The following is a 13,525-nucleotide window of genomic DNA, read 5'->3' on the forward strand; positions in this document are numbered from 1 at the left end:
GAAGTTAGGGGTGGCTAGGATGGTTGCAGAAAAGGAACGAGTGTTAATGGATTTAAAAGATGTATTTGAATATGCGTTTGACGAAATTTTTGTTACAGATGAGCAAGGGATCGTTGTGCGTGTAAATAGTACATGTGAAAGGCACTACCAACTAGCTGCCGAAGAGTTAGTTGGTAAGCATGTAAAAGAACTACAAAAGGATGGAATCTTTTATCCATCAGCGACATTAGAAGTGATTGAAAAAAAGAGGCCAATTGAACTCGTTCAAACTACAAAATCAGGAGAGTATTTACACGTTCGTACAAGGCCTGTTTTTGATGATGAGGGAAATTTAAGAAGAGTGATTAGTTATTCTCGGGACCTTACTGAACTCTATCAATTACGTCAAAAGGTAGAGGAAATGGATAATCAGCTAAAAACATATAAAAAAGAATTAAGAGAAACATATGAGCATGAAGGACTTATTTTTAAAAGTCTAGCTATGCAAAAAATAGTCGATACAATCAAAAAAGTATCTGTAGTGGATAGTACTGTTCTCGTTTTAGGCGAGACTGGAGTTGGGAAAAGTCGATTAGTACGCCATTTACATGAAGTGAGTCACCGTAAGAATGAAAGTTTCTATGAAATTAATTGTGCGGCATTGCCAACTAATTTAATTGAATCGGAGCTTTTTGGATATTCAGGTGGATCTTTTACAGGTGCGAATCGTGAAGGGAAAAAGGGACTATTAGAATCCGCGCATAATGGAACTCTTTTTTTAGATGAAATCGGTGAAATGCCGCTGGAAATTCAAGCGAAGCTTTTGCAAGTATTGCAAGAAAAAACATTTCGTCCTATAGGCGGAAGAGAATTAAAAAAAGTGGATGTTCGAATTGTGGCGGCAACAAATAGAGATTTAAGTATGATGGTGAAACAAGGAACATTTCGGAAAGATTTATACTATCGTCTGAATGTTATTCCAATTGCAATTCCCCCGCTTAGGGAAAGAACAGAAGATATTTTGCCGCTTATTTATCATTACTTGCAGCACTTTAATAAAAAGTACGGACGTGATGTGAAACTAGCGCCGAGTACGTTACAAATGTTTGTTGGATATCCGTGGGAAGGAAACAATAGAGAAATAGAGAATGTAATTGAGAGAATTGTTATTACTGTCGATGATGTTGTAACGGTAGAGGATTTGCCACTCTCTATGCAAGAGGCTGCAGTTGAACAATCGGGGCAAAGCCTTTATAAAATGCTGGAAGAGGTAGAGAGAAATATTATTCTTAAAGCGTATAAAACGTATGGATCAAGTTATAAAGTGGCTGAGTTTTTGCAAATTAGTCAATCTGCTGCTACTAGGAAAATTAAGAAGTTCATAGAGGAGGAAGAAAACATTGGATAAAAAGGCGACTTTCGTAAGTATAGATAAAAAGGCGATGTATATAAATGGTGAGTGGATTACACTACAAGAACAAATTGAAGTAAATAATCCTGCGACGAAGGAAATATTTGCAACTGTACCAAAAGGCGGAGTAACAGAGGCAAAGCAAGCTGTTGATGCTGCACATGAAGCTTTTAAAACGTGGTCTAAGTTAACGGCAGCAGATCGTGCAACGAAGTTAAAAAAGTGGTTCATGCTTATTGATAAAAACAAAGAAGAGATCGCAGCGATTATGACAAAGGAACAAGGAAAGCCGTTTGCAGAAGCGCTTGGTGAAGTGAATTATGCAAATAGTTTTGTTGAATGGTATGCAGAAGAAGGGAAACGTGTGTATGGTGAAATGATTCCTGCTTCTCATCCGAATAAGCGCATTTTAGTTATGAAGCAACCAGTTGGCGTTATGGCAGCTATTACACCTTGGAACTTCCCGGCAGCGATGATTACGAGAAAGGTAGCCCCAGCGCTTGCAGCAGGCTGTACAGCCGTTGTGAAACCGGCGAGTCAAACGCCATTAACTGCATTGAAATTAGCTGAATTAGCTCATGAAGCAGATATTCCAAAGGGCGTAATCAATATCGTAACAGGTAGTGCAAAAGCAATTGCTGATACATGGATGGAAGATAGTCGCGTTCGAAAAGTGTCCTTTACAGGGTCAACGGAAATTGGGAAAGAGTTAATGGCTAGTGCGGCGCAAACGATGAAAAAAGTTTCACTTGAGTTAGGTGGTCACGCTCCGTTTATCGTAATGAATGATGCAGATTTAGATAAAGCAGTAGAAGCGGTGATTGGTTCGAAATTCCGTAACGCAGGACAAACGTGTATATGTACAAACCGAGTATTCGTTCAAGAAGAAGTATACGAAGTATTTGTAGAGAAGTTCCAAAAGGCAGTAGGGCAGTTGAAAGTAGGAGACGGTTTCAGTGACGGAACGACTGTCGGACCACTTATTGATGAGAATGCAGTTTCAAAAGTACAAGAACATATTGAAGATGCTATTCAAAAAGGTGGAACAGTTTTATATGGTGGTCAAAAGGTCGCAGAGTTAGAGGGACATTTCATTCAACCGACTGTAATTGGATTGGCAAATGATACGATGCTTTGTATGAATGAAGAAACATTTGGGCCAGTGGCACCAGTTGCGAAATTTAAAACAGTTGATGAAGTAATCGAACGTGCAAATAATACACCATACGGTTTAGCTGCGTATATTTTCACGAAAGACATTAGCCAAGCATTCCAAATTAGTGAAGCGTTAGAGTACGGTATTATCGGTCTAAACGACGGTCTTCCATCAGTTGCACAAGCACCATTCGGTGGCTTTAAAGAAAGTGGTATCGGTCGTGAAGGAGGCCATTTCGGCATCGAGGAATATTTAGAAATTAAATATATTTCATTGGGACTATAAGTAGTATACTAGAATCTCTATAAGGTAACAGAGAAGGAGATTTTAGTATGGTATATTGGCTATTATTACTTGTTACAATTATTTTTGAAGTAGCTGGAACAATTGCGATGAAACTATCAAATGGTTTAACAAAGCTCGTTCCGAGTGTACTGATTTTCGTATTCTATGGTATTTGTTTTAGCGTATTTGCCATCGTCGTTAAAAAGATTCATTTAAGCATTGCTTATGCTATTTGGTCTGGCGTTGGAACATTACTTATTACAATCATTAGTGTTTACTTTTTTAAAGAGCATATTAGTTTATTCCAAGCATTTTGTATTCTTTTTATTGTTTTGGGTGTCATTGGGCTTAAGGTTTCATCGGCATCATGAAAGCTATCTTTTGTAGAAGATAGCTTTTTTCTATTTGTGCAGTTAGCAATTAATACGACAAAATATGACAAGAAAGCGTAAAGCATTTTGTTATGATACATATGAAATATTGTCTTATGTGGGGGAAAGAGTATGTTAAAAAAGGTGAGTCAAATTTTTTTGATTTTTGGCATAGCTTTTAGTTTAAGTGCTTGCACTGAGACTAAAGATAGTAATGAAAGTAAACAAGAAGATGTTCAAGATAAAGTGTATAAAATAGGGGAGACAGTAGAAGTAGATGGTTTGCAAGTAACTATCGATTCAGTTAAATTAGGATATCCGGATTATGATGAGGATAAAAAGAAAGAGGAGATTTTGGGGATTATTTTCAAAGTGGAAAATAATAGTAAAAAGGAAATACCTTTTGCATTTTATGAATTTGAGATTACCGATAAGAAAGGTACAAGATTTAAAGAATATAATAACCCTGATAGCTTTATTAGTAAAAAGTTAGCACCAGAAGAAAAAATTCAAGATATCATGCTATTTGACGTAGCGAAAGAAAATACGTATATCGCTACGTATAGACCAGAGTTTACGCGTGAAAATAGAATAATAAAATTTGAATTGAAACCAAATAAATAAAGAAACACATTGGATTATCCAATGTGTTTCTTTATGGTAATAAATTTAAAACGCCCAGTTACCTTTACGGAAGATAGGCTCATGTCTGCCATCAGCAGTAATACCGTCAATATCAAGCTCAGCTGATCCAATCATGAAGTCGTTGTGTGTGATACTAGCGTTTGCGCCGTTTTCAGCAAGTTCTTCTTTAGACATTGTTTTTCCGCCAACTAAGTTAAATGCGTAAGCATTTCCAATCGCAAGGTGGCAAGATGCATTTTCGTCAAATAGTGTATTGTAGAATAAAACATTTGTGTTTGAAATTGGTGAGTCATGAGGTACTAAAGCTACTTCCCCTAAGAAGTGAGAACCTTCATCTGTTTCTACTAAATGTTTTAAAGCTTCTTCACCAGCTTCAGCTTTATAGTCTACGATACGTCCGTTTTCAAATGTTAACGTGAAATTATCGATAATATTACCTGCAAATACTAACGGTTTTGTACTAGAAACTTGGCCGTTTACACCTGTTTTAAGTGGCATTGTAAATACTTCTTCAGTTGGAATATTAGCCATAAATGGTACGTTCTTTTCATTTAAGCTACCAGCACCAGCCCATACATGTTTTTCTGGAAGTTCGATTGTTAAATCTGTTCCAGGACCTGTATAGTGAAGAGCTTTATAATGCTTTTCGTTTAAGTAATCCACTTTTGTATGTAATGTTTCATCATGTTCTTTCCATGCTTCTACAGGATTTTCTAAATCAGCACGAGTAGCTTTGAAAATAGCATCCCATAACTTTGCTTCTTGTTCTTCTGGCGCTACGTCAGGGAATACTTTCGCAGCCCATTCTTTCGTAGGAACAGAAATGACACACCAACTTACTTTATCTGCTTGTACGTAATCACGGTATACTTTCATTGCTTCTCCAGCTACTTTATGAGCTGTTGCGATACGCGATGGTTCTACACCTTTTAATAAATCAGGGTTTTCTGCATAGATAGACATAAATGCAGCGCCTTCTTTTGCTAATTCTTCACGAGCATGTGCTTTCCAAGATGGAAATTCAGCGAAAGCTTCTTCAGGAGCTAGATCGAATTTTAAGCGTGTTAACGTCTCATCATTCCAATCTACATATACGTGTTTTGCACCAGATTTATATGCTTTTTCTGTAACGAGGCGTACAAATTGTACAGCTTCAAGAGGTGCACTAATTGATAAAGTTTGTCCAGGTTGAATATTAACACCAACATTAACTGCAAGAGCAGCATATTTCTCTAACGTTTGTTCAAATGACATATGTATAATCTCCTTTAATTTGAAAGATTTCTTACTATATATAATACAAGAAAATTCTAAAAATATATATAAATATAAAGTAAAAAGAGAGCTCAAAATGTATTGAGCCCCTATATTTACTTAATTGAAGAAGCAAACTGCTCTACAGTCGTTGTATGGTGTATACGAACGCGCTTCATCTTTAACAATTCATCAGGTTCACCCTTCGTAATGAATTGCCCAGGCTTTGTCGTCGTCGCAAATTGATAATACTTCTTCGTTTCTGCAACAACCTTATCATCTACATGACCGAATGGATAAGCAATCGCGATAACAGGCTTACCTGTTATTTTTTCTAGCTTTTCTTTTGAACCTTTTAACTCTTCCTCATAGTTTGTAATTTTCGGTAAGTCTGCATGTGTTGCAGTATGAGATTGCACCGAGAAAATGCCGGAATCAACCATTTCTTTTATTTCAGAAGTAGACAATGCTCCTTCTACATCAACGTTATCAACAATCATATATTCTGTTGCTGCCGGTTTAAAAGTATCATCTTTTAGCTTTTGTAAAATGTGAAATGCATTCATATTATTTTTCATACCGTCATCAAATGTAACAAAAATCGGCTTATTTACTTTATTTATATCGCCCCAGCGTTCAAACGTTAAAAGCGTATAACCATTATCCTTTAAATATTTTATTTGTGCTTCAAAGTTAGCTGGTGATACGAATAAGTCTTTAATACCTTGACCATGATAATCATCGATTGCGTGATACATAAGAACAGGAACCTTTTGTTCGAAAGTAATAGTAGATTTCGTAAGCGGGATTGTTTTCCCATCTTCTTTCATTCCTGTTGCTTCAATTTGAAACTCACCGCGTTTTCCTTCAAATTCTTTTATATCAAAAGGAATTGCAAATTGTTTCTCCTTTTCTTTAGAAGAAAAAGATTTAGCACGTTCCTTGCCATCAGCTGTGCGCCAAATTTTATATTGTACTTCATTTAAAGAATCTTTTATGTCTGTAATATGAATACTTGTGTTTGTAGATTCATGTGTAATTGCATTATATGAGATTTTACCTTGTTCTTGCACAGTCTCTGCTTGTTTCTTAATCCCTTGAGCCGTTTTCTCTTTTTTAGGTTCTGGACTTACATTGTTAGTATTACAGCCTGCTAGAATGGCAGACGTAAATAAAGCAATTGCTGCGTATTTTCTCATAAAAATCACCTTCTATTGTGTAGTATGTTGCATATTTACATTAAAATCCCCACCGCTATAAGAGTGGTGGGGATATACCCTTGTTCATCATATCATTTGAAGAAAATGAGGGGAATATGATTTTTAGGAGGTTATTAATGTAATAGATTAGTGACTTTGAATAGATGTGTTTTTTTGTTTCTTATTAGAATTAATAATAATATAACCGACTACAAAGATAAGAGGAATAATGAAGACATAGATAGGCATTCCCCATACATAATAGCTTTTCAGGGTTAAGACTAGTAAATGTAAGAAATCGAAAATTGCGTGAGCTTTCATAATATCCTCCAATGGTTTTTTGAAAATTATAACATTTTAAACTTGTTATTTGTATAATTTGGAAAGTGATTTAAGCTAATTTTAAAGTAAGAAGAAGACTTATTAATATGCAATTTTGCATAAGGGTATGTATTTTATTAAAATATAAAGATTTTATACTATAATGAAAACCGCTATAAAACTAAGTAAGAATAATGTATGGAGTGGAGAATAGAAATGAAATATAAAAAAATAATATATATCTTTTTCATATCGCTATTTATAGTTGGTTGTCAAAGTGAAGTGAGTAAAGCGAATAGCGTGGAAGAGTATATTCCATCGCATCTTATGAATGCGGAAGTGACGGCGGATATTATGACACTTGAATTTCCTTATGAGATAAAAGAGAAATTAGAGAAAATCGGAAATAAAATGAGCGATAGTATTACAAATAATTTAGATTGGTATTTGAAGTATGCCGAAGAAGAAATTATACCGAAAAAAACGTTTCCTTATCATCAAAACTTAGGTATTACAAAAGAAGAATATGATTTTATGATAGATAAAATGGATAATGCAGAATATATAAATACCAAAGATGGAAAACTCTTTTTTAAAAAGAAAGATCATGAAATTCAAATTCTCTCTGATGAAAATTTGAATCTAATTAAAAATATTCGAATTGATACAGAGAAGAATACAATTAAAACTCCTTTGGGAGAATGCGAATATGAAGGTGAAATCAAGGCGTCTGATGAACAAAAAGCTACTGGTCCATGGAGTGGAAAGATGTGGACTTTAAAAAGCAATGGATTGCTTTATCATTTTTCATTAGGAAAGTTAAAAAACATAAACAAATCTATCATTTACATTTCAATAAAAGGTATATATAAAGATAGGATTATCAATACAGAAGAAGCAGTTGAATTTCACTCGGTTTCATAAATAATCAAAAAAATCACCTTACTCGTTAAAGTAAGGTGATTTTTTATTAAATAAACAATCCAGCGATTGTCGCAGATAAAATAGAAGCAAGTGTTGATGCAAATAGCATTTTCCAACCAAATTTAGAAACAACGCTTCCTTGTTTTTCAGAAAGGGCACGGATTGTACCAACGATTGCACCAATTTGGCTAATACTTGCGAAGCTAATTAAGAATACTGTAACGATTCCAACTGTACGTGGAGCTAATGTTGTAGCTGTGTCTTTTAAATCAAGGATTGCTACAAACTCATTTAAAACAATCTTCGTACCCATAATACCACCAGCTGGGATAATATCTTGAGTTGGAATACCCATTAAGAATGCGAATGGAGAAAGTACGTAACCGAAGATTTGTTGTAAAGTAATGGCATGTCCCATTGCGCCTGAAGCTGCACTAATTACGTAGTTTACAACTTCCATCACACCGATAAAGGCGATCATTAATGCGGCAACGATACCAGCTACTTTTAAACCATCAAGCGCACCGTTAATCATTGCACCGATAAAGCTGTCCCCGAATAGCGTTCTATCAAATTTTTGAATCACTTCATCTTCTTTCTTCGTATCAACTGGTGTTAATAACGAACAAACGATTAAGCTTGAGAATAAATTTAGCGGAAGAGCTGCTAGTACGTATTTTGCATCTAACATCATTACGTATGATGCTGTAACAGAAGCAGAAACGGAGCTCATCGCAGAACAACAAATGATAAACATACGGTTTTTATTGAAATGCTGTAAATCGTTTTTAATAACGATTAACGCTTCACTTGAACCGAAGAATACAGAGTTTACTGCGTGGAATGACTCAACGCGTGGCAAACCAGTAATTTTTGAAATTGCACCGCCGACAACACGAACGATGAATGGTAAAACACCTAAATAACTAAAGATTGAAAGTAGTGCTGAGAAAAATACGATAATTAATAATACGTTTAAGAAAAAGACAAAATCTCTGTGAATTCCATTAAAGAGAAAATCGACACCTGTCGTACCAAGTTTAATTAGTTTGTTGAAAACTTTACTAATTAAAATAATGATTTGTTGACCAATCTTTGTAGCAAACATAAACCAACCGATTAAAATTTGGAAACCAATCATAATTGCAATTGCACGGAAGTTGATTTTACTTTTGTTGTTTGACAAAGCAAAACATAAACCTAACACGGCAATAATACCGATAATGCTCATTACATATTGCATGTAGTTGCCCCTTTCAGAAGTTCGTATAAAGTTTGTACATAAAACGCTCGTTATATTACTAAAAATAAAGGAATGAGGTTTTATGTCATACGTAAGATGTCTGACCTTTTAGAAAAATAAAAATAAAAAAAGACCCATATGGATTCACTTTCATCTATGAGAGAAAGCTAATCAATATGAGTCCTTTTTTGCGCATAGGCTAATATTCATTAGTTTTCCCCATAGTCCAGCAATTTAAGGTTGCCGGGTAGAAACTCTCGATCCATATTATCAAGTATATATGAGGTAACATCGTCCGTATTAAATTAGTAGTAGCGTAACATTAACAGAGAAGTATCGTCAATAGCTTTTTTTCTTCCAATAGAAAAAGACCATATAAGTATGATAAAATGTAACGCAGTGTTATGAAAAAGAGAGGTCGGAAAATGAGTACTAAAATGACGCCACCAGTTGAGAAAAACGAGTTTATAGATGTAGTATTTGAAGATTTAACACATGATGGTGCCGGTGTTGCGAAAGTAAAGGGCTATCCTATTTTCGTTAAAAACGGATTACCAGGTGAAGAAGCGCAAATTAAAATTATTAAAGTGAAGAAAAACTTTGCATTTGGTCGTTTAATGAAGCTTCATACAGAAAGCCCATATCGTAAAGATGCTGAATGCCCAGTATATAATCAGTGCGGCGGTTGTCAGCTTCAGCACTTATCATATGAGGGACAATTACAGGCGAAAGAAAAGCAAGTACGTGACGTTATGCAGCGCATTGGAGGACTAGGTGATGTTCCTGTTCATCCTGTACTTGGCATGCAAAATCCGTGGGTATACCGTAATAAAGCACAAGTACCAATCGGAGAACGTGAAGGCGGACTTGTAGCTGGTTTCTATCGCCAAGGAACGCATGATATCATTAATATGGAATCATGCTTAATTCAGGCAGAAGAAAACGATATATTAATTCAAGAAGTAAAACGTATTTGTGAAAAGCACGGTATCACTGCGTACAACGAAGAGCGTAACAAAGGAACACTTCGTCACGTAATGGCTCGTTACGGGCAAGTAACAGGAGAAATTATGCTGGTCTTCATTACACGTACAGCAGAATTGCCGAACAAAAAAGCAATTATTGAAGAAATTGCAGCGAAATTCCCAGAAGTAAAATCGATTGTTCAAAACGTAAATACGAAGCGTACAAACGTAATTTTCGGAGACAAAACGACAGTATTATACGGATCAGAATATATTTATGACTTTATCGGTGACATTAAATTTGCGATTTCAGCACGTTCATTCTATCAAGTAAATCCAGAACAAACGAAAGTGCTATACGATAAAACGTTAGAATACGCAAAATTAAACGGTAACGAAACAGTAATTGATGCCTATTGCGGAATCGGATCAATCTCGTTATTCCTAGCGCAAAAAGCGAAAAAAGTATACGGCGTTGAAATCGTCCCAGAAGCAATTGAAGACGCAAACCGAAATGCAGCACTAAACAACATGACAAACGCTGAATTTGGCGTAGGAGAAGCAGAAGTAGTCATTCCAAAATGGTACAAAGAAGGCGTAATTGCTGACACAATGGTCGTAGACCCACCGCGTAAAGGCTGTGACGAAGCATTACTAAACACAATCATCGACATGAAGCCAAACCGCGTCGTATACGTATCATGTAACCCAGCAACATTAGCACGTGATTTAAAAGTACTAGAAGAAGGCGGATATAAAACACAGGAAGTACAACCTGTTGATATGTTCCCGCATACGACTCATGTGGAGTGTGTGGCTTGGCTTAAGTTAGTATAATAGGAAAGCAGTTGATATAGAAAAAATCTATACCACCTGCTTTTTGGTTTACAAAAATACCATTCATAAGCGATTTTAGTTAAAATAAATATTGCTGATTTTCACAAATTATAAATTTAGATTTTGAAATTGTATTCATAGTGAGAGGATTTGAATTTGAAATGATAGATAATTTTTGGCGTGAATTACCACGACCATTTTTCGTACTTGCACCAATGGAAGATGTGACAGACGTTGTTTTCCGTCACGTAGTAAGTGAAGCTGGTCGTCCGGATGTATTCTTCACAGAGTTTACAAACTCGGATAGCTATTGCCATCCAGAAGGTATGAAAAGTGTACGTGGCCGTTTAATTTTTACAGAAGACGAACAACCGATGGTAGCACATATTTGGGGAGACAATCCCGAATACTTCCGTCAAATGAGTATCGGTATGGCAGAACTAGGATTTAAAGGCATCGATATTAATATGGGTTGCCCAGTACCGAATGTAGCATCAAGAGGGAAAGGTAGTGGCCTTATTCTACGTCCAGACGTTGCAGCAGAACTTATTCAAGCAGCAAAAGCGGGCGGACTACCTGTCAGCGTAAAAACAAGACTTGGCTTTAAAGAGTTAAGCGAGTGGGAAGATTGGTTAACGCACATTTTCAAACAAGATATTGCAAACCTTTCTATTCACTTACGTACAAGAGAAGAAATGAGCCAAGTAGATGCGCATTGGGAACTAATTCCGGAAATTAAAAAATTACGTGACCGTATCGCACCAAATACGTTAATAACAATCAATGGAGACATCCTTGATCGTAAAATGGGGCTGGAACTTGCTGAAAAATACGGCATTGATGGCGTAATGATCGGACGAGGCATCTTCAAAAATCCATTTGCTTTTGAAAAAGAGCCAAGAGAGCATAGCAGCAAAGAACATCTAGATCTTTTAAGACTACAACTTGATCTTCAAGATCAATATGCAGAAGTATTACCACGATCCATAACAGGATTACATCGCTTCTTCAAAATTTATGTGAAGGGCTTCCCAGGAGCTGCTGAACTAAGAAATCAATTGATGAGCACGAAGTCGACGGATGAAGTGCGTGCTTTGTTGGATAAGTTTGAGGATAGTGTTGGTGTGGCTCAGGATAGTGAGACGGTTTAACTTTTAAGCAGTTAAATCATTTCATATGTAGTGCATGACATGAGTGAGTTGAAAATAAGTGCAGAGCTGGAAAAGAACAGTGTATTTGAGAAATCAAAGCACTGTTTTTTTCTTTTAGTTAATGTTAAGAGGGAAATCTTTTTATAGGCATATAAAAAACATGTAAGAGCTCTGTAGATACAATGATAGAGAAAAGTTCGGGTAAGACTATAAAACATATCTTTAAAATGTTAAAGTATTAATTTAGCGGACAATAACTAAAAGGTTAGATTAAACATGATAATTTAAAGCAGGTTATAGCATAAACTTTAACCGCTGAATAAATAATCAACATTTCAGGAGGGAAACCCAATGGCAATGAGCAACAACGATATATTAAAAAGAGTAAGATACGCTTTAGATATAAAAGATATAGATATGGTAGAAATCTTTAAACTAGGTGGCGTAGAAGTAACGAAAGAAGACGTAGTTGATATGCTTACAAAAATAAAGAGAGCGCCTCAGCATGAAGCTGAAAATGATGAGGTAGCTGAAGATGAGTACGTAAAAACATGCGATATGATGATGTTAGAGGCGTTTTTAAATGGATTTATTACCTTAAAAAGAGGGAAGCAAGATCCGAAACCAGGGCAGCCTGCACCTGTACAGAGCAAGGAGAGTGCCAATAACCTTCTTCTAAAGAAAATGAAAATCGCACTATCTTTAACGAGTGAGGATGTACTTGATATATTAGATAGCGTGGGCGTTACGGTAACAAAAGGAGAGTTAGGCGCTCTATTAAGAAAAAAAGGCCATAAAAATTACAAAGAGTGCGGCGATAAATACGCAAGGAATTTCATTAAAGGATTAGCTGTAAAGTATAGAGGATAATGAGTTCGTTAAAGCAGTAAATGATATAATAGGTAGAGTAGGACGTTCGTATCCTACTCTTTTTTATTTGTAAAATAATACGCTAGGTGATGAAATGGTACATACATATTTAGGTGAGACAATTAATTTTCATATAACTTATAAGAAGAAAAAGTCCGTGCGTCTTTTTGTGGATTCGTATGGAAATGTGGAAGTGCAAGCTCCGAAAGGGACACCTGTTGAATACTTAGTCCAGTTGCTAGAGGAAAAGTGGGATTGGATTCAGACAACACGTAAGGAAATGGCGGAGCGAGCGCGTGGACCACAGGAAAAGGATTATGATCAAGGAGAAGGCTTTTTATATTTAGGAAATACGTATCCGATACAAATTTCTCAAGACGCAAGCATTACGCAAGACAATGCAGTGTTTGAAAAGGATAAGTTACATATTTATGTAAAAGAGCTAAAGGATGAGAAAATACAGCAAGCTTTAAAACGATTTTATTATAAGCAGTGTAAAACTTTAGTAGAGAAGAGCATTAAAGTGCATCAAAGTAACTTTAAGACAAAACCACGTTCTATTCGTATTACAGATAGTAGTCGTACTTGGGGTACTTGCGATTCGAATTTACAACTAACATTCAATTGGAAGCTAGCAATGGCACCACAGCGAGTAATTGACTATGTAGTTGTTCATGAAATGTGTCATATGGTTCATTTAAATCATGATCGATCTTTTTGGCGTCTTGTCGGGAAGATAATGCCTGATTATAAAGAAATGGAGAATTGGTTAGCATTATCTAGTTGGAAGATGACGGTTTAATGTTGCGCTTTGTATAGGTTGCGATTATTGTCAATCTTTGTCGGTAAGTCGATATATTTCGAAAATCGCTGATATATTTGAAGTTGCGCCGATATATTTCGAAAATCGCTGA

At 35.8% G+C, this 13,525-nt stretch carries 12 protein-coding genes and 1 riboswitch; of the genes, 9 read left to right on the plus strand and 3 right to left on the minus strand.

The genetic code is table 11. From position 1 onward, the window contains the following. Positions 1-19 precede the first annotated feature (19 nt). The 4 genes from EBQ15_RS22410 to EBQ15_RS22425 all read left to right on the plus strand — a co-directional run bounded on the left by EBQ15_RS22410 (position 20) and on the right by EBQ15_RS22425 (position 3,826). A complete protein-coding gene (locus tag EBQ15_RS22410; protein ID WP_000225145.1) occupies positions 20-1,387 on the plus strand; it encodes a sigma-54 interaction domain-containing protein in 1,368 nt (455 codons plus the stop codon). After that, the gene (gene gabD, locus EBQ15_RS22415; protein ID WP_000358129.1) at positions 1,380-2,831 is read left to right on the plus strand and encodes an NADP-dependent succinate-semialdehyde dehydrogenase; all 1,452 of its coding nucleotides are present in this window, start codon (positions 1,380-1,382) and stop codon (positions 2,829-2,831) included. The genes EBQ15_RS22410 and gabD overlap by 8 nt, the downstream gene beginning before the upstream one ends. Before the next feature lie 47 nt (positions 2,832-2,878). Then, positions 2,879-3,202 carry a DMT family transporter gene (locus tag EBQ15_RS22420; protein WP_000263262.1) on the plus strand — a complete coding sequence of 108 codons (324 nt, stop codon included), beginning with the start codon at positions 2,879-2,881 and terminating at the stop codon, positions 3,200-3,202. Between the two features lie 132 nt (positions 3,203-3,334). Then, the gene (locus tag EBQ15_RS22425) at positions 3,335-3,826 is read left to right on the plus strand and encodes a DUF4352 domain-containing protein (RefSeq protein WP_000915099.1); all 492 of its coding nucleotides are present in this window, start codon (positions 3,335-3,337) and stop codon (positions 3,824-3,826) included. Between the two features lie 45 nt (positions 3,827-3,871). Here the strand turns inward: EBQ15_RS22425 and EBQ15_RS22430 are convergent, their stop codons facing one another. Together EBQ15_RS22430 and EBQ15_RS22435 are read right to left on the minus strand one after the other, a co-directional pair. Beyond that, positions 3,872-5,101, minus strand: coding sequence for an aminopeptidase (locus EBQ15_RS22430; protein WP_000007357.1), 1,230 nt, complete (start codon positions 5,099-5,101; stop codon positions 3,872-3,874). A gap of 116 nt (positions 5,102-5,217) precedes the next feature. Then, on the minus strand, positions 5,218-6,300 hold the full coding sequence (locus EBQ15_RS22435) for a polysaccharide deacetylase family protein (RefSeq protein ID WP_001233758.1): 1,083 nt from the start codon (positions 6,298-6,300) through the stop codon (positions 5,218-5,220). A gap of 537 nt (positions 6,301-6,837) precedes the next feature. Between EBQ15_RS22435 and EBQ15_RS22440 the strand changes: the two genes are divergently transcribed. Further along, positions 6,838-7,545: a hypothetical protein gene (locus tag EBQ15_RS22440; protein ID WP_000875595.1), complete on the plus strand. Its 708-nt coding sequence runs from the start codon at positions 6,838-6,840 to the stop codon at positions 7,543-7,545. Between the two features lie 46 nt (positions 7,546-7,591). Here EBQ15_RS22440 and EBQ15_RS22445 read toward each other — a convergent pair whose 3' ends face one another. Continuing rightward, positions 7,592-8,788: a NupC/NupG family nucleoside CNT transporter gene (locus tag EBQ15_RS22445; RefSeq protein ID WP_001200488.1), complete on the minus strand. Its 1,197-nt coding sequence runs from the start codon at positions 8,786-8,788 to the stop codon at positions 7,592-7,594. A 202-nt stretch (positions 8,789-8,990) separates the two neighbouring features. Next, positions 8,991-9,092, minus strand: a riboswitch (purine riboswitch). Positions 9,093-9,213: 121 nt separating this feature from the next. On the opposite strand from EBQ15_RS22445, the gene rlmD reads away from it, so the two are divergent. The 4 genes from rlmD (at position 9,214) to EBQ15_RS22465 (ending at position 13,413) form a co-directional block, all read left to right on the plus strand. Beyond that, positions 9,214-10,590: a 23S rRNA (uracil(1939)-C(5))-methyltransferase RlmD gene (gene rlmD / locus EBQ15_RS22450; RefSeq protein ID WP_000105018.1), complete on the plus strand. Its 1,377-nt coding sequence runs from the start codon at positions 9,214-9,216 to the stop codon at positions 10,588-10,590. A 161-nt stretch (positions 10,591-10,751) separates the two neighbouring features. Next, positions 10,752-11,741: a tRNA dihydrouridine synthase gene (locus EBQ15_RS22455; protein ID WP_000566708.1), complete on the plus strand. Its 990-nt coding sequence runs from the start codon at positions 10,752-10,754 to the stop codon at positions 11,739-11,741. 351 nt (positions 11,742-12,092) lie between these two features. Continuing rightward, entirely contained in the window at positions 12,093-12,611 is a 519-nt protein-coding gene (locus tag EBQ15_RS22460; RefSeq protein ID WP_001251717.1) for a YehS family protein, read from the plus strand. A gap of 94 nt (positions 12,612-12,705) precedes the next feature. Further along, the gene (locus EBQ15_RS22465; RefSeq protein WP_000233762.1) at positions 12,706-13,413 is read left to right on the plus strand and encodes a M48 family metallopeptidase; all 708 of its coding nucleotides are present in this window, start codon (positions 12,706-12,708) and stop codon (positions 13,411-13,413) included. The last annotated feature ends 112 nt before the right edge of the window (positions 13,414-13,525 follow it).

The organism is Bacillus sp. 2D03 (assembly GCF_003946765.1).
Lineage (GTDB): Bacteria > Bacillota > Bacilli > Bacillales > Bacillaceae_G > Bacillus_A > Bacillus_A cereus.

Coding starts and splice junctions, on each gene's coding strand:
- EBQ15_RS22410 (WP_000225145.1), top strand. CDS start 20: ATGGTTGCAGAAAAGGAACGAGTGTTAATGGATTTAAAAGATGTATTT.
- EBQ15_RS22420 (WP_000263262.1), top strand. CDS start 2,879: ATGGTATATTGGCTATTATTACTTGTTACAATTATTTTTGAAGTAGCT.
- EBQ15_RS22425 (WP_000915099.1), top strand. CDS start 3,335: ATGTTAAAAAAGGTGAGTCAAATTTTTTTGATTTTTGGCATAGCTTTT.
- EBQ15_RS22430 (WP_000007357.1), bottom strand. CDS start 5,101: ATGTCATTTGAACAAACGTTAGAGAAATATGCTGCTCTTGCAGTTAAT.
- EBQ15_RS22435 (WP_001233758.1), bottom strand. CDS start 6,300: ATGAGAAAATACGCAGCAATTGCTTTATTTACGTCTGCCATTCTAGCA.
- EBQ15_RS22440 (WP_000875595.1), top strand. CDS start 6,838: ATGAAATATAAAAAAATAATATATATCTTTTTCATATCGCTATTTATA.
- EBQ15_RS22445 (WP_001200488.1), bottom strand. CDS start 8,788: ATGCAATATGTAATGAGCATTATCGGTATTATTGCCGTGTTAGGTTTA.
- rlmD (WP_000105018.1), top strand. CDS start 9,214: ATGAGTACTAAAATGACGCCACCAGTTGAGAAAAACGAGTTTATAGAT.
- EBQ15_RS22455 (WP_000566708.1), top strand. CDS start 10,752: ATGATAGATAATTTTTGGCGTGAATTACCACGACCATTTTTCGTACTT.
- EBQ15_RS22460 (WP_001251717.1), top strand. CDS start 12,093: ATGGCAATGAGCAACAACGATATATTAAAAAGAGTAAGATACGCTTTA.
- EBQ15_RS22465 (WP_000233762.1), top strand. CDS start 12,706: ATGGTACATACATATTTAGGTGAGACAATTAATTTTCATATAACTTAT.